The 22,527-nt window shown below is 54.2% G+C and carries 17 protein-coding genes; 10 read left to right on the forward strand and 7 right to left on the reverse strand.

Going from position 1 to position 22,527, the window contains the following annotated elements; translation table 11 throughout:
* Positions 1-429: 429 nt before the first annotated feature.
* Entirely contained in the window at positions 430-2,871 is a 2,442-nt protein-coding gene (locus tag AD948_RS04665) for a membrane-bound PQQ-dependent dehydrogenase, glucose/quinate/shikimate family (RefSeq protein ID WP_061470934.1), read from the reverse strand.
* 1,414 nt (positions 2,872-4,285) lie between these two features.
* Between AD948_RS04665 and AD948_RS04670 the strand changes: the two genes are divergently transcribed.
* Positions 4,286-5,887 (forward strand): carbohydrate porin, encoded by a 1,602-nt coding sequence (locus AD948_RS04670; protein ID WP_248845917.1) that lies wholly within the window; start codon positions 4,286-4,288, stop codon positions 5,885-5,887.
* 500 nt (positions 5,888-6,387) lie between these two features.
* Complete coding sequence (locus AD948_RS04675) at positions 6,388-9,396, forward strand: glycosyltransferase (protein ID WP_169797384.1); 3,009 nt, start codon at positions 6,388-6,390, stop codon at positions 9,394-9,396.
* Between the two features lie 46 nt (positions 9,397-9,442).
* On the opposite strand, the gene AD948_RS04680 is transcribed toward AD948_RS04675, so the two are convergent.
* A complete protein-coding gene (locus AD948_RS04680; RefSeq protein WP_061470936.1) occupies positions 9,443-10,042 on the reverse strand; it encodes a histidine phosphatase family protein in 600 nt (199 codons plus the stop codon).
* 5 nt (positions 10,043-10,047) lie between these two features.
* A complete protein-coding gene (locus tag AD948_RS04685; RefSeq protein WP_058988005.1) occupies positions 10,048-10,980 on the reverse strand; it encodes a ribose-phosphate pyrophosphokinase in 933 nt (310 codons plus the stop codon).
* A gap of 196 nt (positions 10,981-11,176) precedes the next feature.
* Here AD948_RS04685 and AD948_RS04690 point away from each other — a divergent pair, with 196 nt between their 5' ends.
* The 7 genes from AD948_RS04690 to AD948_RS04725 all read left to right on the forward strand — a co-directional run bounded on the left by AD948_RS04690 (position 11,177) and on the right by AD948_RS04725 (position 17,738).
* The gene (locus AD948_RS04690) at positions 11,177-12,052 is read left to right on the forward strand and encodes an ABC transporter permease (RefSeq protein WP_006558139.1); all 876 of its coding nucleotides are present in this window, start codon (positions 11,177-11,179) and stop codon (positions 12,050-12,052) included.
* Position 12,053: 1 nt separating this feature from the next.
* Positions 12,054-12,866, forward strand: a complete 813-nt coding sequence (locus tag AD948_RS04695) for an ABC transporter ATP-binding protein (protein ID WP_006558138.1) — start codon at positions 12,054-12,056, stop codon at positions 12,864-12,866.
* A gap of 157 nt (positions 12,867-13,023) precedes the next feature.
* Positions 13,024-14,523 (forward strand): MATE family efflux transporter, encoded by a 1,500-nt coding sequence (locus tag AD948_RS04700; protein WP_061470937.1) that lies wholly within the window; start codon positions 13,024-13,026, stop codon positions 14,521-14,523.
* Positions 14,495-14,704, forward strand: coding sequence for a hypothetical protein (locus AD948_RS04705; RefSeq protein WP_006558136.1), 210 nt, complete (start codon positions 14,495-14,497; stop codon positions 14,702-14,704). Before AD948_RS04700 ends, AD948_RS04705 begins: the two co-directional genes overlap by 29 nt.
* 102 nt (positions 14,705-14,806) lie before the next feature.
* Positions 14,807-15,385, forward strand: a complete 579-nt coding sequence (locus AD948_RS04710; protein ID WP_061470944.1) for a YqaA family protein — start codon at positions 14,807-14,809, stop codon at positions 15,383-15,385.
* A gap of 133 nt (positions 15,386-15,518) precedes the next feature.
* Complete coding sequence (locus AD948_RS04715) at positions 15,519-16,523, forward strand: SDR family oxidoreductase (RefSeq protein WP_061470938.1); 1,005 nt, start codon at positions 15,519-15,521, stop codon at positions 16,521-16,523.
* A gap of 426 nt (positions 16,524-16,949) precedes the next feature.
* A complete protein-coding gene (locus AD948_RS04725; protein WP_169797385.1) occupies positions 16,950-17,738 on the forward strand; it encodes an META domain-containing protein in 789 nt (262 codons plus the stop codon).
* Positions 17,739-17,788: 50 nt separating this feature from the next.
* Here AD948_RS04725 and AD948_RS04730 read toward each other — a convergent pair whose 3' ends face one another.
* From AD948_RS04730 to AD948_RS04745, 4 genes are all read right to left on the reverse strand, one after another.
* Positions 17,789-17,998 carry a TOBE domain-containing protein gene (locus AD948_RS04730; protein ID WP_006558129.1) on the reverse strand — a complete coding sequence of 70 codons (210 nt, stop codon included), beginning with the start codon at positions 17,996-17,998 and terminating at the stop codon, positions 17,789-17,791.
* A 75-nt stretch (positions 17,999-18,073) separates the two neighbouring features.
* Entirely contained in the window at positions 18,074-18,520 is a 447-nt protein-coding gene (locus tag AD948_RS04735; protein ID WP_082782301.1) for a hypothetical protein, read from the reverse strand.
* Positions 18,521-18,643: 123 nt separating this feature from the next.
* A complete protein-coding gene (locus tag AD948_RS04740; protein WP_211264435.1) occupies positions 18,644-19,537 on the reverse strand; it encodes a 4-(cytidine 5'-diphospho)-2-C-methyl-D-erythritol kinase in 894 nt (297 codons plus the stop codon).
* Between the two features lie 8 nt (positions 19,538-19,545).
* The gene (locus tag AD948_RS04745; protein ID WP_248845918.1) at positions 19,546-21,489 is read right to left on the reverse strand and encodes a tetratricopeptide repeat protein; all 1,944 of its coding nucleotides are present in this window, start codon (positions 21,487-21,489) and stop codon (positions 19,546-19,548) included.
* A 69-nt stretch (positions 21,490-21,558) separates the two neighbouring features.
* Here AD948_RS04745 and AD948_RS04750 point away from each other — a divergent pair, with 69 nt between their 5' ends.
* Complete coding sequence (locus AD948_RS04750) at positions 21,559-22,458, forward strand: uracil-DNA glycosylase (protein ID WP_061470946.1); 900 nt, start codon at positions 21,559-21,561, stop codon at positions 22,456-22,458.
* Positions 22,459-22,527 lie beyond the last annotated feature (69 nt).

Genomic DNA, 22,527 nt, shown 5'->3' on the forward strand with positions numbered 1-22,527 from the left:
AATGTTAACTATTGTCCATGATCGCGCCCATCTTCACCCCAGCAAGACCCACACAGCCTCAGGAGCAGCCTTAGCCCTCAGCAGGTCGCCAAACACAGCCTACGCAACACACGCTCTCTCAATCCACCACTCATGCCGCTAAGCACACCATACGCCGGAAGCACAAAGCCACTTCCGCACAACTTCCCCAGCCCAGCCCCGAGGCCCCAGCACACTCACGCCACGGCAAGAGCACCCCAGGCAAGCAACACCACAACAACCACAGCCACACCTACGCCAGCCCTGAGCACACCAGGCGCAGCAGCACGCACACACCACCTCACCCGCAAACACAACAATCACAGAAAACAGCCCCTCCAACCCCACAAACAAAGCAAAAAAAATCCCCGCAAAAAAAAACGGGGATCTCTTTGTGTTCGGGCGAACCGCTTATTTGGCAGCAGCGTCATCCGGCAGAGTGTAGGCTATGATGTAATCTCCTACATCAGGAGAGTGGCTCATACCGCCAGCGGAGATGACCACATATTCCTTACCCGTTTTGGGAGAACGGAAAATGAGGGGTGCAGCGACAGCGCCAACCGGCAGACGTTCACGCCAAACTTCCTTGCCTGTGCCGGAATCCAGTGCACGCAGATAATAGTCCTGTGTGCCCGCAAAGAAGACCAGGCCAGAAGCGGTTGACGTGGGGCCACCCAGAGTAGGCATACCCATGGGAACCGGCAGGTGGGTCTTGATACCCATCGGACCAAGATCCTGCGTTGTGCCCATGGGCACCTGCCACAGTATCTTTTTGCTATGCAGATCAATGGCGCTCATGGTGCCAAAGGGAGGCGTATTACAGGGCACCTGCAGCGGAGATTGCAGAATATCAATCCGCACCCCGGCATAAGGGCCAGCCACCTGCGGACGAATGGTGCCCATGAAGCCCGGCACTTCGTCAGTGGAAACTTTATATTTTTTGGCCTCTTCACGGTTCACCAGCGTCATACGCAAGGGCATGCGCATATCGTTGACGAACATGATGCCGCGGGCTTCATCAATGGAGATACCGCCCCAGTTCATCCCGCCCAGCAGGCTGGGCCATTCAATATAGGGTTTTTCACCCGGCGGCGTGAACGGACCTTCATAAACCGAATCCTTGAACATGATCCGGCAGTAAAGCTGGTCAAACGTGCTGACACCCCACATGGAGCTTTCCGTCAGCGGATCCGCCCCGATGGTCGGCATACCAACAGAGAACGGCTGGGTGGGAGACAGATGCTCACCCTGCGCTGCAGGGGACGTTGGAACCTTCCGTTCCTGGACTTCGGTAACCGGCTTGCCGGTGCGGCGGTCAAGAACAAAGATATGTCCGGTCTTTGTGGTCTGAATCAGGGCAGGAATTTTTTCACCCTGAGCATTGGTCACATCATACAGGACAGGCTGAGACGGCAGATCATAATCCCAGAGATCGTGATGGACTGTCTGGAAGACCCACTTTGTTTTGCCCGTAGAGGCATCAACTGCCACAACGGCTGCACCAAATTTTTCCTTGGCGACTGTCCGGTCTCCACCCCAGTAGTCAGGCGGGCCATTACCGGTAGGCAGGTAAACGAGGTTCAGCTCTTTATCATAAGTGGGTATGGTCCAGACATTGGGAGTCTCCAATGTGTAGGTCTGATCTTCGGGGGGAGCACCGGTATTTTCCGGGTCACCCACATCCCAGGCCCAGACCAGAGAACCGTTACGCACATCATAAGCGCGCACGACACCTGAGGGTTCACCGTGAACAATGTCACGCACCCAGCCGCCAATCACAGCAACATGACCCATAACAACCGGAAGGGAGGTTGGGTGATAGCGTTTGCCACCTTCAACCGGGCCCATCTGCTTTTTAAGGTCAACCTCACCGTTTTCACCAAAGCCCGTACACTGAGCACCCGTATGAGCGTCCAGCGCGATGAAGCGGGCATCCACGGTCGAAACAAGGATACGCTGATGGCACATAGGCGCAGCGTCATCTGCTGCCTTTTCCTCAGCCGTGAGGGTGGTGTCTTTCGCGGCATCATAATACCCAACACCACGGCATGTGACGTGTTCAGCAGTATGAGCCTTGGGGTCAAATTTCCAGATTTCTTTTCCGGTATCGGCTTCCAAGGCCGTGATCAGATTTTCCGGTGTGCAGGAATAGAGCACATTGCCAATCTGCTGCGGCGTGTTTTCATCCACCCCGGCACCCGGCCCATGTGTTCTTCTGCCCGTGTGGTAAACCCAGGCCACCTTCAACTTGCTGACGTTTGCCGGTGTGATCTGCGTGTAAGGGGCGTAACGGGTACCCTGAGCATTCCGCCCGTAGAACTCCCAGTCCTCAGGTGCCTCTGGCTTACCAGTTTGAGCCAGTTGAGGGTTTGCAGGAGATGCATCCGGATTGCTGATCTGCCCATGAGGGAAAAAGGCTTCCACCAATGTCACCAGCAGGCACCCAACAATGCCCAGACCGCCAAAAACCGTACCCCGCTGAACAGCTGACGGTGTTGCCGGAAAAGTCGCCACGGCCCACAAATTAAGGGCAAACAAAATGGCTGGCACAACCAGACGCGGCAAAAGCGCCCAGTATCCAATTTCAGGCGTGTCACATAGTGCCCACACAAAGGTTGCTGCAAAAACAACACCTGAAACAATTAAGGTATAAGGATGCTTCAGGAAAACTAGGACTGCCAGTGCAATATAAGCCACCCCGGCCAGCAGGTAATAACTTGATCCACCCAGCGTTAGAAGCTGCACGCCACCGTAAGCAAGCGCCAGACCAGCTGCGAGGCTGATAACAGAAAAAATGACACGATAAATGCCACCTAACGGAGAATGGTGATCTGCGGGTTGAACGCCACCCATGCTATCACTCCAATATTGAAATCGTCCTGACAGCAAAGTGCCGGGCCGAGGTTACGATTAAATCCAGATACGCTGGTTTCTGATAAGAGATTTTTTCTCGAAAGTCGCTATTTCCTGCACAAACTTCCGCCACCTGTCGGCCTGGTATACACCTTTTGCAAATCAAGCAGAGGATCTTCCTTTTACGGAAAGACGGACTGCCCTCAAAGATGCATCCCGTGCACACAGGATGACTGGCTTCTGTTACCGACGCGATGACTCTCCATCATTTTCCCAGAGGAATGGAAATTGCTCTGTGTCCAATATGTTTGATTGTGTCAAGGAAATGCAGCGTGAAATCTTCAGAAAAATGGCAAAACTTTATTAAAAAATGGTCAAATACCCCTATTCCTTTCCAGAAAACCATGCCGCACTGAACTCTGCGACCCGTTCCACGTGTAAGACTATTGCCATCGTGAAAGCCTTCCCTTGGTCTTCCCCACCCCCAACACCCATTAAAATCCCTTTCTCCAAGGGCGTTAAAAATCACGTTCCGGTGAGAAAAAGTATCATTCCTCAGCACACTGCGATCAAGGGAGACCGTTTTCCTCCGCCACGAACAAACAATTAACCAATTGATAATATTATATTTTTTATGAGAACGACTCGCATCAATAAATCTTGTTCTGTTTATGCCTATATAAAATAAATATGGAGAACTCATATTTCATATATTGGACATGGAACCTTTTTAGGTGCCTTAAAGAATGCATACACAGCAACGCTCAGAACTCGAGGCCCAGGTAATATGACTCACTCTTCCTTGATGATCTTCTTTGACTGGTCTGGAAAATCCTAGCCATTCATATTTAATATTTCCCTTTTTATATTTTACGTTTTTTTATTTTAATAGAATGGAAATCTGTTTTTGAGCAGATATTCCCGGCTGATCAGCCACAACAATCAAAAAAATAAAAATCACTTCCAGCAGGAAGGATTACTATATCTGCGTTTATTTATGCAACTATAATGTAACAATATTGTGTTTTTTACTAGATATTTTTTTAAAGACTCTAAAAAGAAACATGCTATCTCATCGTGCCTTCTTTCAAATGAAAGAAGGTTCTCTTGGCGGAAGGCGGACCCTGACTCGTCAGGGTCCGTTTAAAAAACTGTTGGAGTTAAACATGTATGATCTCATTTTCAGGAAAAATACGCGCGTATTTTTATTCCTGAGAGATCACTGAATTACAATTCCGAAAGGTTCTTTCTCCTTTAGTCCTATCTCCTATTTTCTCACGTTTTATCCGTACACCTTCTGGCCAGAGTGCCGAAACTTATCCGTGGTCAGATCATGTATCGCAAACGCAGCAACAGACTCTCTAAACACAAAGCATGCTCTGTCATCTGGGGAATAACGCTTGCAGGGGGAGTGATGCTCACTGCCTCGTTCAGCATGGCGCATGCTGATGACGCGACCACAGCGCCAACGCCTCCTCCTAAAAATCCAGTTTATGTAGACGTTATTTCTGGAACACAGTCTAAGGATGATCCCTCTCAACCTGATCCTCGTGTGCTTGTGCGTCCTAAAAACTCTCCTCTGCCTGCAAGCGGTGTCCCCATCGCACCCTGGCCGGGCCTGGCCACAATGGTGGTTCCCAGTGTGGACGAATATCAAAGTTCAAAAACATTCCATAAAATGGAACTGGATGACCTGACAGGAAAAGAGGGCCTCTCCTGGCTTCTTCCATCAGAACTGGATGCCCAACGCCGCACGGATATGGATGACCCCTATTATGTTCCCACAGCCGGAAGCGGGCATCTTATTCCACAGATCATGCCTTTCAGAGAAAGGCTTCAAAAAAAAGGCTTTGTATTCTCCTTTTCTTATAAAGGGGAGGCCATGGCCAACATTCACGGTGGCATGCAACGCGGCATGGATTACGTGCATGAACTGACCCTGCAAATGAACTTTGATCTGGGGAAATTGGCTGGCTGGAACGGATGGTCCATTCATACGCTGCTTATGAACCGTGCTGGACGAGAAGTTTCACATGATCGCGTTGGAGAATATTACGTAAGCCTTATGGAAGTTTACGGTCTATCTGGCCATGTAGTGGCCCATCTTGTCGATTTTTATGCAGAGAAAAAGTTCCTCCAGAACCGTATGGACATCACGTTTGGCCGTATGTCCCTTACGCATGTTTTCGCGACGTCGCCCCTGATCTGTTCCTTTATGGTGACATGTTCAGCGCCTGTTGCCTTAAAAGTTGATCCTGGCTTTGCCGTTTATCCCAAAGCAACCTGGGGCAGCCGCGTACGCTTTCGTCCAACGCGTGATACGATGGTACAATTAGGCGCCTACCAGGTTAGCCCTCTTTCCACCAACCCCAGCGGTTGGGCTTGGGGTAGCGAGAACACAACTGGATTAATGTTACCAATAGAGTTTACCTGGCAACCCTTCCTGACGCGAAACCGTCTTCCTGGCCATTATGTTTTTGGTTATGCACACGACACCTCACGCTATCCGGACGTGCTTGGAACCTCTCCCGCAAACAAGGTCATAGCAACAGGCCGCCTTCATAGTGCGCCGATGGATATGTTCTGGTTTGAAGGCGATCAGATGATTTACCGGAAAGGGGGGCGTAACCAGATGGCAGGCGGATACCTGATGGCGGGTTACATTCATAACACGCCCCATGTTTCCTCTATCTCGGATGAAGCCTATGGCGGGATTTCCTTTAATGGTGTCATCCCGTCGCGCCTGACGGACAGACTGGGTATTTTATACTCTTGGTATCATGTCAGTCATCGGAAGGAGCTTGGGCAAATGTACGCGCAGGATGCTGGCCTTTCCTTAGAGGCTCAGGTGTTGGCACCTCAAACTGACTCACATGTCATTGAAGCCTATTACGCCATTGATGCCGTTCCCGGTGTTCTGGTGCAGCCGGAATTTCAGTATATGATCCGCCCCGGAGAAACATCCCGCCGCCCAGATGCTGCGCTTGTGGGCTTGAAAGTCATTGCCAATTTGTGACCGCTCTTTACGATCCGAAAATACCGCACCATCATCCATTTGGAAATTATCCACCGCGCGGCAAGATGGGGTGAGGGCTTCTTGCTCTCATCACGTATAAGCACCGACTTAAAAGCTGCTTGAAAACTCTATCAGGCCGATCCGATGGGCTGTTTATGGCTGAATACGTGATTTTTGGCCCGATAGCCACGCATCAAATCTCCAGGGGTGCCAGTCCTGCTTTAAGACCACGTAGAGGGTTCGAAAAACTCTCCGTTATAAATTGGCCGGTAACCCGAACTCGTTGATCTCTTTATAGAGAGAAAACTACGAAGGGGGTTTAGAACTCTCTTTCTCACAGCCCCTCCTCTTCCAACTATTCAAACGCCCCCCCCCTAAAACTGACCCGCGTTCTGATCCCGAACAAAATTTTTAACATTTGTCTAAATTGACACTCAAATTCATTAACAATATCATAAGCATATATTACCGCTTGTTAAGATATGCTTATGAATGAGAGTATGCAGATCCTTCCGCAATTTGTTTTGCGCGTGTTGCGATCTGTTCTTTATCCTCTGAAAAGTGATTTCCCTTTATTACGTGAGCTTTCTTTTGAAAGCGAGAAAGACAAAGACTCCTTTCGTGCCATTTTATATCATTGTGAATACCTCCAACGCAGCCACCCGAGCGATGGCCGCATCACCATGGTTATTGGCTGCACACGGCTCTTATTGAATATTCCAACAGCGTCTGAAGCGCTTGAATTACTCAACACTCGTGCGCCGTCACGTGTCTGCGCTACTCTTTTATTATGTGTTCGGGCGCATTTCCAAACTTGGTCCTTGGCCAAGGATGAACTCTCTAGGTATCTATCCCAGTACGTTCCTCTCCCCCATCCCGTCTTCAGCAGTCTGGCAAAAACCATTACGTGCCATAATCAGTATGAAGGGTGGGCATCTCTTTCCTTGACTGGAAAGCTGGTGCTTACCGATTATACATCTCTTTCCACAAAAAATGTGAGCCTTATCATTGATAAGGAAACGTTTTCTCTGGCTTCTTTGGTCTATGTAAGAGAAGGGCCCGAGATCAGAATAACGTTGCCTGAGAATTGGAAAACAGCGCGATCCATCACCTTGGAATCTCCTGACAGAAAATACATCGGCACTGTTTTTAATATAGACAATTTTCTCAAAATTGACGGCTTTGTTGAAGCCACAGAAACGTATCTCAAAGGCTGGGCTCGTTATCGTTCTGAACCAGAGCGGCCTGTGAAATTGCATATTACCGCGCAGTCCTCCAAAACGCACACTTCTGACCGTTCTACCCTTTACAGACAAATCAAAGTAACAACTTGCCCAACAAAACTCTTTGACATCAAAAATCTTTCGGGAGAAGCATGCCTTCCCCCATTCTCCCATCCTCTGAACAACATTTCTTTTTCAGAAAAAATCTTGTCTGTCACAACAGAAACAGGTGTTCAATTATACGGCAGCCCCTTGCATTACAACATTTTAGCAGAACAAGCAGTTTTATATGCGCATGCAAGCCGCGAAGCTTTCCCGGCACTGTATAAGAAAAGAGCAAACCCGTCCCAAAACAGCATCAGGAAAGTTGTTGTTATCATACCGGTCTATAATGGATTTGAAACAACCCGCTTATGCCTGCAACAAGTCTTACGCCACAATCCCGACAACGCGCATGTTATTGTTATCAATGATGCCTCGCCAAATGAGGATATAGTCCATTTTTTAAATAGTCTTCCAGAAAATGAGTATTTTTCCATTCTTCATAATGAGCGGAACCTCGGCTTTCCTGCTTCGGTCAATAAAGGAATGCGTCAGAGAGAGGCGGGAGAGGATGTGATTCTTCTCAATAGCGATACGATTGTTTCAGAAAACTGGATTTCTCAACTTCAGAAAGCTGTTTATTCAAAGGAGAATATCGGCACGGCCACACCACTTTCAAACAATGCAACCATTTTCAGCTATCCGGATAAAGGCGGAAAAAATCCTTTTCCAACGATCGAGGAATGTGAAGAATTAAATCGTATCATGATGCAATCCTGGCAGGGAGAGCTTCCTGAGGTTCCCACCGCTCATGGATTTTGCATGTATATAAAATCTGAATGCCTGGAAAGCGTCGGGCTGTTCCGTGACGATATTTTTGCTCAGGGATATGGCGAAGAAAACGATTTTTCTCGCCGTGCCACAGCACTGGGCTGGCGACATGTTGCATGTTTGGGAACATATGTCGGGCATGCAGAAAGTCAGTCCTTCAGCCACGTCAAAACGGATCTGATGGGCCGTAATCTTGGTATTATGAATGACGTTCACAAGGGATATGACCAGATTGTTCGAAACTGGCAGCTAAAAGACCCTTTGCTATTTTACAGACGAAGACTGGATCTGGCACGCTTTAGAAAACACTATGGTTTTCAGAAATCAGTTTTTCTTATCGCGCATGATCGTGAGGGTGGCATTTTACGGCATATTGGTCATCGCTCTATTGATTACGTAAAGTATGGCTATGTCTCATTCACTCTAAAACCAGATCGACTGGAAAATGGGAAAAAGATCTGGCGTTTGGACAGCGTATTACAACAGCACTTTCCCAACCTGATCATCCCTCAAAGTCTTTCCGCTTTCCGCCATCTTGCAGAACATCTGAATTGCCAGAAAATCGAGATTCATAGCTATATTGGAAATGGCCTTGAAAACATTCTTCATCTAAGCCAGATCGGGCTTCCTTATGATGTCTATATTCACGATTATTCATGGTTCTGCCCCCAAATTACCCTGACACAGGACTCAGGCACTTATTGCGGTGAACCCAGTGAGACAGTCTGTCAGTCCTGCTTGAAGGAACGCGGAAGCAAGACTGGGGAATACAGCGCTATTCCTGTGTTACGCCAGAAGAGCGCTGCCATTCTGGAACATGCAGAGCAAGTTATTGCGCCTTCTCAAGATACGGCACAACGTCTGCGTCGCTACTTTAGCGCTCCGATAAACGTCATCCCATGGGAAATTTTACCAGATTTACGGGAAATCACTTTCCCTGTCCTTCCAGCCTCCCAAAAACGGATTATCGGCATTTTAGGTGCCATCAGTACAGAAAAAGGATTTTACCAGATTTTGGCTCTTGCCAGATTTATCGCGCAAAACGCCTTCCCCATTGAATTTGTGTTAATTGGCTACAGTTGCAATGACAACGCACTTCTGGAAACAGGTGTCGTGAAAATAACCGGGAAATACAAAGAATTTGAAATAAAACACTTTATAGAGAAATTCAGGATCGACTGGTTTTTTCTTCCTTCCATCTGGCCAGAAACGTGGTCTTACGTGCTGACCCAACTATGGATGGTAGAAAAACCAGTGATTGTGTACGATATAGGAGCCCCAGCCGAACGTATTCGGCAGGCAGGCGGAGGCCTTATTGTGCCTCTTCACATGCCCTATTCAAGGCTAGTGTGGATTTTGCATGATCCTGTAAAATTTCAGCAGGTCAGGCCAGACAACCATTCTTCCCGATAACCGTTTTTTCTGGCAGAGAAAACGGAACCTCAAAGATATGCCCGCCTCACGCCTCTATCACGGAAAGAGACCACGCATGCTGTTCCGCCTCCCCCGGCTTGAGCCAGAGCGGAGTGGCGTTCGGCAGACGGACATTGGCAGGAAGGTTCATGGCCGCACGCAATGAACGAAACAATGCGCCATGAGCCACAATAAGGGGAACGCCACCATTGTCCGTTGCCCGGTTTACAGCATCAACCGCTCTGGCTCTAAGCTGAGCGAACGGTTCTGCCCCCTGCGGGGTATAGTCGCCAGCAATCCAGCTATCATACCAGTCCCCCATGGGCATACCTTCCTGCTCACCAAAGCAGACTTCTTCCAATCCTGCGTCCGTTTCCAGCGGAAGGGCGTCAAAGCCGTTGGCAATGAGCCCTTCCCTTACAATGGCAGCGGTCTGGAATGCCCTGTCCAGTGGTGAACTGACGATATGCGTAAACGCGGGGTAACGGCGCACGCCCGTTTCAAACAGCTTGACCGCCGCTTCAGCCTGGGAAATCCCCGTCTCGTTCAAGGGCACATCTGTGCGCCCCTGAGAAAGACCTTCCCGATTCCAGTCAGTCTGACCGTGACGGAGATACCAGTATGGGCGGAGGCTAAGCTGAGGCATGGTTCTCAATCAAAAAGGGAGGAAACGGAGCTTTCATCAGACACGGCCCGCATGGCCCGTGCCAGCAGACCGGCAATTGTAATCTGGCGGATATTGGCCGCCGCCTTCACACTTTCCGTCGCCTTGATGCTGTCCGTCAATGTCAACATTTCAATGCAGGAATTGCTGATCCGCTCAACCGCGCTGCCGGTCAGCACACCGTGCGTCACGTAAGCACCGACAGACGCCGCACCGTTATTGAAAATGGCCTGCGCAGCATTGCACAGTGAGCCGCCACTATCGACAATATCATCCACCAGCAGGCAGTGACGGCCTTTGACATCCCCAATCACGTTCATGACTTCAGACACACCTGCCCGCTCACGACGTTTGTCGATGATGGCGAGATCCGTATTCAGGCGCTGGGCAAGCTGGCGGGCACGCACCACGCCCCCAACATCCGGGGAGACGATCATGAGGTCACGGTCGCCATAGCGTTCCTTGATATCCCGCACGAACAGGGGCGCGGCGTAGAGGTTATCTACCGGAATATCAAAGAAGCCCTGAATCTGCATGGCGTGCAGGTCCAGCGTCAGCACACGGTTGGCCCCGGCTTCCACCAGCAGGTTGGCGACCAGCTTGGCGCTGATAGGCGTGCGAGGGCCGGATTTACGATCCTGCCGGGCATACCCGAAATAGGGCATGACAGCCGTGATACGGCGGGCTGATCCGCGGCGCAGAGCGTCCAGCATGATCAGCAGTTCCATCAGATTGTCATTGGTAGGGGTGCAGGTGCTCTGCACCACGAAGACATCTTCACCCCGTACATTTTCATGAATTTCGACAAACACTTCCATATCGGCAAACCGGCGGACGGTCACATTGCACAGAGGCATGCCAAGCTCGGTAGCAACTGCCTCGGCCAGCGGCAGATTGCTGTTACAGGCGACGATCTTCATGGTACGGATGGTTCCCGGTATTATCAGGGTTGGCAGATGGGCGGTGAGTCGTGGGGGGGTTTAGCAACCGATGCCTCACTTGTCATCCATCTAGCGCGCTCCCCAGACCACCCCTCCGCATACCGTGGCAAAAAAGCCCTTCCTCCGCCCCCGCTCTTGCACTGACAGGCACTGTTCTCTATCGCCATACCTTATCATGGATACCATGCAAAACTCCCCCCCAGCAGACGGAGCGGCCCCCCTGAGCCGCCCTGAGCCCGTGCTCCATCTTGTTCCTGAAAAAGGCGTCTCCTATTTCAGACATGCATGGCAGGATCTGGTTGATGGTCTGAAACAGGCCAGACTGGGGTGCACGCTGGGCTGGCTGGATATCAAGCTGCGGTATCGGGGGTCCATCCTTGGGCCATTCTGGCTGACGGCATCCACCGCCATCATGATTGCCGCCATGGGGGTGCTTTACGCATACCTTATGCGGATGGATGTCCATGAATATCTTCCCTTCCTCACCTTCTCTCTCGTGTTGTGGGGGTTCGCCAGCAGCACGCTACAGGAGGGGTGCCGCACCTTTACATCCGCAGCGGGGCTGATCCATTCCGCCCGCATGCCTTATACCCTGCATGTGCTGCGTGCCACCGTGCGCAACTGGCTGACCGTTGCACATAATATTCCGGTCGTTGCCGTGGTCTTCCTGTGGTTCCACGTCACACCTGCCTGGTCCTGGACGCTGCCTATTGCCTTGGTGGTATGGGTTCTTGACAGTTTTATCGCCACCTTGCTTCTGGCCATCCTGGGCGCACGTTTTCGGGATGTTCCTCCCATTGTGGCAAGCACCATGCAGATTCTGTTCTTTGTCACGCCTGTACTCTGGAAACCTGCGTTGATGTCCATTGGTCAGAACTGGCTGTTACTGGACCCCATGTTCCCCCTGATGGAAATTCTACGCGCCCCCCTTACCGGCGATGTTCTGAAAGCCGCCATATGGCCCGCCGCGCTAGGGTGGTCCGCCGGGCTGGCTGTTCTGACCTTCCTGCTGTTTGCCCGCATGCGGGCGCGTCTGGCCTATTGGGTGTAAAATGGCAGGCATTACAGTTCAGGATCTGGACGTTTCCTTCCCCCTTTACCATGGAACAGCCCGCAGTTTGCGCAAGACAATGCAGGCCTCTCTGGGTAGCCGCTTCATGCAGGACCGTCGGGACCGTGTGGTGGTACAGGCCCTGCGGGACATCTCCTTCACGCTTAACCCCGGAGACAGACTGGGTCTGGTAGGCGGAAATGGCGCAGGCAAAACCACTTTGCTGCGCGCGCTGGCGGGGATTTATGAACCCGTCAAGGGAAGCGTAACGGTAGAAGGCAATATCGGCACACTTCTTGACCCTTCTCTGGGCATGAACAACGAATTGACAGGGCGTGAGAACATTCACCTTCGCGGCATGTTCGCCGGGCTGTCAAAATCGCAGATTCAGACCGTAGAGGAAGATGTAGAGGCCTTTGCCGGGCTTGGCTCCTTTATGGACCTTCCCGTGCAGACCTACAGCTCCGGCATGATGGTCCGGCTCTCCTTTGGTCTGGCCACCGCCATCATGCCGGATGTGCTGCTGATGGATGAATGGTTCATGGCGGGAGACGCCTCATTTCGTCAGCGTGCCCGTTCCCGTCTGGAAACTCTGGTCTCCAAAGCCGATATTCTGGTGCTCTCCAGCCACATGGCGGATGTCATGGCTGAATGGTGCAACCGTCTGATCTGGCTGGATGGCGGTAAGATCAAAATGGATGGGCCAACAGAAGACGTGCTGGAAGCATATCTCGGCACGCCCATTGCCCCGAACCCTGAGGAAGACGCACTGCCACAGCCCGACCCGGCAGCCATCGTGGCATCTGACGAATAAGTAAGAAAAGACGTTACACCCTTTCTCCACTTGTGTCTGAAGGCACTTTTCTGGGTTGGTATGACGGCTTTCTCTTTCCCCCATTCGCAGGAATGAAGGGACATGACATAATACAAGACTCGTCACGATTGCCTGCGGGCGCTGGAACGGAGTACGCATGCCCCAGAAAGACCCGCCATCCAGACAAAAGGCCTGTTTTATTACGGGCAGCATCATGCGGCATGTTCTGGTTATGGCTGGCACCGGGGCCATTGGGCTGATGGCCGTTTTTGCCGTTGATATGCTCAACATGGTCTATATCGCGCATCTCGGCCAGACAGCCCTGACGGCTGCAATAGGCTTTGCCGGTGCGGTGATCGGATTGCAGATTGCCGTGGCCATTGGGCTGACCATTGGCATCAGCGCAGCAACGGGCCGGGAAATCGGAGCAGGCCGGCATGAAGATGCGCGTCAGATTGCCTCCTCCGCCTTGGCTGTCATGCTCATGCTCACCACCCTACTGGGGTTGGGCACCATGATTGCGGCGCACCCCATTCTTTCCCTGTTTGGCGCGCGCGGCGATGCCCTGGCTTACGCCACGAGCTATCTGCAAACTGTCAGTCCGTTTCTACCGCTTATCTGCACCGGGATGGGGTGTTCCGCCCTGATGCGCGTGGTGGGTGATGCCAAAGGCTCCATGCACATCACCCTTCTGGGGGCGGTGGTTGCCGCCATTCTGGACCCGATCATGATTTTCGGGCTGCATGAAGGATTGACCGGGGCCGCCATCAGTACCGTGATCTCCCGTCTTGTTGTCGCCTCAGCCGGTGTGCGTGGGGCATTGCGGCATGACATGATCACATGGCCTACTTTCTCCCGCATTGCGCGGGATACCCGGCATGTGGGCTCCATTGCCATGCCCGCTATTCTCACCAACCTCGCAACCCCGGTTGGTGGGGTTTACGTGACGGAATCCATGGCGCGGTTCGGTCTGGAAGCCGTGGGCGGACAAGCCTCCATAGAACGCACGGTGCCGGTGCTGTTTTCGCTTGTTTTTGCGCTGACAGGCTCCATTGGGCCGATCATGGCGCAAAACATGGGTGCGGAGTTGTACCACCGGGTGCGGGAGACGCTGGGGGCGGCCCTGAAACTGGTCATCCTCAGTATCGGGCTCACATGGGTCATTCTGGCAGCCATGCAGAATTATGTGGTGGGGGTCTTCAATGCCCATGGTGATGCCGCGATGCTGATCCATCTGTTCTGCTCCCTGACCATTGGCAGTTACCTGTTTGTGGGCATGCTGTTTGTAGCCAATGCTGCGTTCAACAACCTTGGTTTTCCGCTGTATTCCACGGCTTTCAACTGGGGGCGGGCCACGCTGGGCACCATTCCCTTTGTGGGGTTTGGCACCCGTTTCGGGCCAGCAGGCGTGCAGATCGGGCAGGCGGCTGGTGTGATTGTGTTTGGCACCCTGGCGGTCTTGACCGCGTTTCGTGTTACGCGGACACTCACCGGGCCTGTTACTGCCAGCGAGCCGGGAACAGTTCCGGCTTCAGATATCCCGACCGTAAGTGCCGAAGCCGCCATGGCAGAACTGGACGAACTGAACAACACACCTGAACTGTGTGAACCAGACGGGGATCAGCCTTATGTCCAAACTGACAACCGAAGAACGTAACGCCCTGCCGGATGACGCGTTTGCCCTGCCGGGCCGACGTTACCCGATACCCGATGCCTCTCACGCCCGCGATGCGCTGGCCCGTGCCAGTGAAATGCTCCACCGCGGCACGCTGACACAGGAAGAGTATGACACCATCCATCGCAAGGCCGAGGACGTGCTACGCCGTGAAAGGATGTAAATCCTTTCCGTACAGGAACACAGCCATGGGCTCTGGCGCCAGAACTGAGCTCGTGGCATCTGTCCTGCCATGTCTGACGTAACAGCCCCTGCCCGCCCGTCCCTGCTGAACCGCCTTTATGCTGCGGTGCTGAAGCACGCCGCCAGCCCATATGCGCCGCTATGGCTGGCGGCGCTGGCGTTTTCAGAGGCCAGTTTCTTCCCTCTGCCACCAGAAACGCTGCTGGTGCCCATGGTCCTTGCGCAGCGCCAGCAGGCCTGGCGTTACGCTGCCATCTGCACTGTAGCCAGTGTGGCAGGCGGGATTCTGGGGTGGATGATCGGGGCCATGTTGCTGGACTATCTGGCCATGCCCATTATGCGCTTTTACCACGCCGAGCACACCCTGCTAAACCTGCAGGAAAAATTCCGGCAGTGGGGCGTATGGATTGTTCTGTTCAAGGGGCTCACCCCTATCCCCTACAAGTTTGTCACCATCGCCAGTGGCATGGCCCATTTTGCTCTGGGCCCGTTCATTATCGCCAGCGCCATTACCCGTGGCCTTCGGTTTTTTCTGGTGGCGGCCCTTCTGCGCAGGTTTGGTCCCCCCATCCAGGCCTTTATTGAAACACGCCTGCCCTTGGTGATGGGCGTTTTTGCCGTTCTTCTGATAGGCGGGATTCTGGCGCTTCGTTATCTGTAACCTCTGCCCCCGCTGCTCCTACGCCGTCCGCACAGCAGCCCGGCACCGCCCGCAACTTGCAGGACAGCCCGGAGCGGGGCAAAACATCCGACAAAACTGAACCACCACGCCAGAAGGCAAGGGAGATCACCACATGCCATCCCAGATTGCTGTTGTTACCGGTGCCGGAGCAGGCATTGGCCGCGCCGCCGCCCGTGCACTGGGCCGTGCAGGGTTTGACGTTGCCCTTCTGGGCCGTAATGAGGACCGCCTGAAAGATACCGCGCGGGATCTGGCGGCGCATTCCATCCGCACCCTTGTCATTCCCGTGGATGTTGCGGATGCAGATGCCGTTGCCAAAGCGGCTGACCGGGTAGAGAGCGAGCTTGGCCCGATTACCGCATGGGCCAACTGTGCCGGGGCTACGGTTGTCGGGCAGGTGGCCACCCTCTCCCCGCAGGATATTCGCCGCGCCACGGAAGTAACGTATCTGGGCAGCGTCAACGGCACTCTTGCGGCACTTGAACGCATGCGTCGCCGCGGGCATGGAGCCATTATCAATCTTGATCTGGCACCACCCCTGCGTGGCCTGCCTCTACAGGCTGTGGAAAATGGATCACGCGCCGCGCTGCGAGGCTTTTGTGAAAGCCTGCGCCCAGAATTGTTGCATGATGCCGATCGGATTCGGATTGTGATGGTGGATCTCCCCTCCATCAACACCCCGCATTATGGATGGACCCGCAACACCACCGGCAAACGCCTGAAGCCTGTTGGCCCCGTGTATGAGCCGGAAGTAGCAGCGGAAGCCATTTGTCGGGCGGCCTTTACCACCAGCCGTTCCATCTCCATTGGGCCAAGCACCACTTTTGCCGCCATCTGGAGCCTTCTTGGGCCGGGCTGCCGGGAAAAGCGCATGGCGGACCAAGGCTATAAAGCCCAGCTTGAAAAAACCTGTGCTGATACAGACGCCAAGGATGATCTGTTTGAAAGCGTACCTGGCGCATTTTCAGCGCATGGGGCTTTTGATGCCAAGTCACGCAGGCTGGACAGCCCGCTTTCCTTCTTTGTGACATCCAGCGCACGTGCCGGCATTGCGGGCGCATTGCTGGCAGCCGGGCTGACAGGACTGATTTCCCATATCCGCTCCGGCCGCAAGTAAGAGTGGCCTTTTTTACCCCCTTTTGAATAGTGGGGCAGAGATACCCGGAAAATCCTCCGGGTTAATTTGTTGGGCGGTTATGGACCTGAACAGGTTGATATTTTCGGTCTCCAGAACCGCTTTCAGCCCGTGAACCCGTGCCCCAGCGTTTCCTATACCCCCTTGTCCGCATGTCCCGTTCTTAAAAAACGGGATCTGTTTTCCGCTGTCATTGCCACTGGATGAACGGAAACCGCTTTCTGTCTTTCTCTGCTGAGCAGCCATCAGGCAACCAATAGACCGGAGCAGGGTTTCTACTCTTTGAACTGAACATCGGAACCGCTTTTCTTTATCCATTATGCGTCATGGCAAATATCTGTCTGTTTTGAACTTATGGATGAAGAAGAAGAACAGTTCTGGCCACGCACCATGCCCACGGGAGAGCCTATGTCTTCATCCTTTCTGCGTCGAACTCTAATGCTCGGGATGATCGGGGCTCTTGGTTTGGGAGGCTTATCAAGCGGAATGGCTCAGACATCTTCTCCCATTACTCTACATGGCAGCATAACCTACCGGGAGCGCATGGCTCTTCCCCCCGCCACAGTAGAAATACGAATTGTGGATATGACAAACAGGCCCACACAGCCTGAAACCGTATCACGCGCCAGCTTTGCCACTACGCGGCAGGTGCCTATTCCGTTTCATATCACGCTGAACCGCGCCCTGCTGAAACCGAACCGGGCTTACGGAGTTGTTGCCACCCTTCTGGTGGAGGGACAACCTTGGTTTAAAACCCCTATGCCAGCCCCGCTGAACCTCAAAAATCAGTCCAATATTCTACTGACTCTCCGTCGGCATGGTACAAAGCGACCATCTCCCGCTCTTGCTGGCTCCTGGTATCTGGTCACGTTAGGGAAAACACTTCTGCAAGACGGCACACCAACACCCACGCTGGAATTGCATGAGGACGGAACCGTTGCAGGCTCCACCATCTGTAATCAGATCAATGCGACCATGACCGTAACGGGGGAAAAGCTGAAGTTTGGGCCGGTTGTCACCACGCGTCGGGCCTGCATGGACGCCACAACGGCGGAACGGGAACGTCTTTTTCTGGCAAGTCTTGAACAGACCAGCGCCTGGCGCATGAATACGCCGGGCGATATGCTGACTTTGCTAAACGACCAGACACAACCGCTTCTGGTCTTTCATCGTCAGTCACACCTGCCCGTCAAATAATCCCGGCGTGGTGAAAACGCTCATGCAGAACAGCATGAGCGCAGAAAAAATCAGTCTACACCGACCATGACATCAGAAGCCTTGATCACAGCCGTGGCGGGTTCACCCACTGTCAGACCCAGATCGGCAACCGCTTCATTGGTGATGGCGGCCATCACAACGGCACCACCCGTCAGTTCGATGCTGACATGTGATGTGGTGGCGCCTTTTTGAATGGCGACAACTTTGCCCTGAAGCTGGTTTCGTGCACTGAGTCTCATGTCTTCTTCATCCTTTGTTTAAAATACAAGTTTCACATCACAGAGCGCTATAGCGCTCTGTGATCTTCAATCACGTCAGTTCAGTTTGCCTCTATTGGCTTTCTGCTCCTGCCGTAATTGCTGGTGCAGATGCAGCCCGCGCATCAGCCGGTCGGAATCCTCAGGTGTCAGCACCAGCCCAATCGGGCCAAACGCCGGATGCTGAAACGCCAGCACCGAACCTTCTGTCCGTGCTTCCGGCTGAAGCGCCCATCTGGTGCGGGTAACAGGTGTAAAACGTGCCCCTTCAATCGGCTGCACATCCTGATCAGCCAGCATCGTCTCCCGCACACGGCCCAGAACACTGATCAGGTGGGTAACCTGTTCCAGTGAAAGCGGAACCTCCACTTTAGGTTCTGTGCCCTCTCCTGAAAGCGTCATCTGAACCGATTTGTGATCGTCAGACAGCGTAAGGTCTATTTTTGAAGACATGATGCGCACCTCTTCCTGCTGGCCTTCACTGTGCCCGATATCCTTCACCATACGCTTCAATGAGGGAGAACATCTGTTTCTGCCCTGCCTCTCTGCGCGTCTGGCCCGTGGTGCTCCATAAAGGAAGACACTCCTTTATATATGGGGCTCTTGTATGGTTTCCGCCAGAGCGGCTTACGCCAAGGCTCCGCCCCACACCCACCATGACGGGTGGTCTGCCCCAAGCGCATGCGCCGCCTTGCGTGCGTCTTCAGCAGAAGGGAATAGCGCAAAACAGGTTGCACCAGACCCACTCATTCGAGCCAGCAGACAATCTTCCTGCCCCGCAAGAGCAGAGAGAACAGTCCTGACGGGCGGACACACCTCACAAGCCGGGGCTTCAAGGCAGTTACCCAGCCGGGCCAGATCATTCGCCATATCCTGCGCCGATTTCCACTCTGCTGGCAGAATCGCCCGCTCCCGGAACGCACTATCCCGTTTCCGGAATACGTCCGGGGTGGAGACAGCCTGCCCACAATTCACCAGCACCATGCCACATGCCGGCAGATGAGGCGCAGCAGAGAGATGCTCGCCTATTCCTTCCATCCGCGCAGTCTGACTGGCGACGCAAACTGGCACATCGGCCCCTAGCTTTTCCGCCAGATGCATCAATGTGCCCACAGGGACATCCACCTGCCATGCCCGCGCCAGCAAACGGATTGCCGCAGCAGCGTCGGCTGAACCGCCACCAATGCCAGACGCCACGGGCAGTTCCTTGGTCAGAACAAGCCGCCCGCCCTGCACGTGGGCAGAAGAACCGCTGACAGAACGCAACGCCGCCGCTGCCTTCATCACCAGATTATCCGGCCCGGCAGCATCCGCCCCCAAGGTTTGACCAAAGCGCCCTGTCAGTTCCAGATGCAATGGTTCCGCACCGGGCTGATACTGCAAACTGTCCCCGGCACCGGCAAACACCACAAGACTATCCAGCAGATGGTAGCCATCCGGGCGCTTGCCCGTAACGTGCAGATACAGGTTGATCTTGGCGTGAGCCTGTTCTGTCAGAATCTGTGTTGATGGGTCCATTATGGCTGACATCACGGCGTTTGCTTTCCTCCAGGCTGGCCTGCTGGTGCGTCTGCCTTTGCGGGAGACGCGTGTTGAATCTGTTCGGCTTTCTTGTCACCTGAGGCCGCAGCCCGTGCAAGAGCGGCACGTATAAGCGCTTCATCTCCCGGTTCAGGCTTCAGACCAAGTGCTACGTTCCACTGATCCACTGCCTCGCTGTGTCGGCCAGCGCGCCAGTAGGCCTCGCCAAGGTGGTAATTGACTTCCGGATCTTCCGGCGTCTGTTCCGCTGCCTGTTCCAGCAGCATGATCCCTTCCTTAAGGTCTCCCTGCTCCACCCGCACCCAGCCCAGACTGTCACGAATGGCGGCATCCTGCGGGGACAGCGCGATCGCCCGGCGCAGCAGCTTTTCCGCTTCAGGCAGATCTTCCTTCCGCTCAGCCATGGAATAGCCAAGGGAGTTCAGCAAGACAGGTTCGTCAGGAGCAAGGACGAGAGCGGCCTTCAAGTCCGCTTTGGCGTGCGGCCAGTCTCCCATCTCGTGGTACGCCATGGACCGCAGAAACAGCAGGGACCAATCCACCGCCTTTTTAGGGGTGGCAAGCGCTATGGCCTGCGTATAGGCGGCTATGGCCCCTTTCCAGTCTTTCTGGGCGGAAAGGGTGTTCCCCAGCGCCCGGACGGGAAGAATCAGATTGGGGGACTCCTGCACCAGCCGGTTCAGTTTTTCCCGCGCCTCATCCAGATTGCCCGTGGAGCCATCTGCCAACGCAAGCCGGAATGCCGCAACCGGTGCCAAAGGGTCTGTTTGCGGGATACGCAGCAATGTCTCCCGCGCCGCTGTCTGATGCCCCTCATCATCCTGAATTTCAGCCAACATCAGCCGCGCTTCTGCCAGATGAGGGTCCAGCCCCAGCGCAAACCCCAGCATCAGGCGGGAGGCCTCATCAAACTGATGATCATTCGGCATGGGCCGGTTTTCCTGCCCGGCGGCGTTCTGGCGAGACTGCTGAAGCGATTGCTGCCTTAACAAAAAAGCCGTCAACACATAGGCACGCGCCACCCCCTGCTGTGGGGAGGCTACTGGAAAGTGGCTGATGGAGGCCTGTAACTGTGTGCCTGCCAGCGCCAGAACGGGGTCTGCTTCAAGCATGGAGCGGAGCAGATTACGGGCCTTGGTCTGCTCCCCCTGCGCCCAGAACCACGCAGCATAGGACCGGGTCAGCAGCAGATCATACCCCGGCATCATACGGGCAGAGAGAGCAAACAGATCTCCCGCCTGCGCCTTTTTCTGCGCAACCTGCGCGATCAGCGCGGCATGGAGCGTATAGAACGGCACCAGCACGGACCCCTGAATATGGGTCAGAGCGGCAATGGCCTCATCGGCCTGGCCTTGGGCCTGATGGCACCATGCCTGAAGCATGGGCATGATCAAATGCGCCATGGGGTCCGCCCCGGCCTGTTGATAATAGCGAGAGGCGGCAGGCCAGTCTCCGCGCACCGCGGCGTCATTCCCCAGCACCAGAGAAGAAATAATGGTCTGCCCGCCCGGTAGCGCGGCGTTGAGATGCGCCAGAGGCACTGCCTCCGGGTCTCCTGCCATGACGCTGCGCACAAAAGCCTGCTTCACCAGATCCTTGTTGGACGGGTCAGCCGCCGCAGCGGCCCTAAAGGCGCGGGCGGCATCCAGATCATCCCCGTTATGGGTTGCGACCACCGCTGTCAGAAAAGCGCCCGAATCGACATGCCCGTGTTGACCGCCAGCCTGATCCTGATGCGGCTCCGCCGAATGGACTTCAGCCGCCGTAGCATCCCGCGCAGCAACAGCGGGTGTCAGCACAGATGCAGAAAGCAGCAGGAAAACCGTAGGCAGAAGGCGACAAAACAGCATAATGACCCTTATCCAGGAGCGGCTCAGGCCCCAAAACCCTTCGGGCGGCCCCGTTCCGGCAACAACTGGGGAGAATGACATGAACGGCGGACACTTCTCTACCCTGCCCGCAGCCAACCGCCAAACTGCCCCCTTCTCCGTATGGTTTACATGATGGATGGCGCTCTGTCTCTTCTCCACCTCTATGCGGAATGGGGGGTGGACACGGCTGTTGAGGATGCGCCGCTGGACCATCGGCTGGCACGCCTTGCTCCGTTGCCTGTTCTGCAGGAGACCGGGCGTCAGAGCCGGAACCATCAGGACCATGATCCTCACAGACACAGCCCCCCCCCTGCCGCCGGGCCGCAGGCGCGGAAAACACCGGCAACGCCTGCTCCTGCTTCAGCGCAGCGCTCTTCCAGCAGTTCCCCTGCCTCACTATCGGCCGCAGGGCCTGCATTGCTTGCAGACAGCATTGCACAGGCACGCGCTGTAGCCGCTGCCGCCACGTCACCCGACTCCCTGAAAGCGGCGGTGGAGCAGTTTGATTCCTGCTCACTACGCATAACAGCCATGCACACCCTCTTCCCAGAGGGGCCCATGCACGCTCCTCTGATGATTATCGGGGAAGCGCCAGACGCCGATGAAGACCGTAGTGGCCATGTTTTTTCTGGCCTGTCCGGCACATTGCTGGACCAGATGCTGAGCGCCATCGGGCTGGCACGGGATTCACTGCTGCTAGCCACGGCTCTTCCCTGGCGGCCACCCGGAGGAAGACCCCCTACAGACGCCGAACGCCGTATCTGTCAGCCGTTTCTGGAGCGGGCCATTGCCCTGTTTGCACCGCAGCGGCTTCTGCTGTGCGGACGCCTGCCTGCCCACCTTTTAACGGGAACCAACAAGGCCCTGCCGCGTAGAAGCTGGCAGCCAGTAAGTGTAGCCGGTCTGCCTGCCCCCGTGCCTGCGCTGATCATGCGACACCCGCTGCAATTACGTGCCAGCCCGACTGCCAGAAAGGACATCTGGAACGATCTGCTGCTTGTTGCCCAAATGCTACAGCAAAATGGTTGAAAACAGATTGTGACAACAGGAACATGATCCTGACACAAAAATAATCATGCAGTGATCGAACAGAATTTT

This window comes from Acetobacter senegalensis (genome assembly GCF_001580995.1).
GTDB classification, from domain to species: Bacteria; Pseudomonadota; Alphaproteobacteria; order Acetobacterales; family Acetobacteraceae; genus Acetobacter; species Acetobacter senegalensis.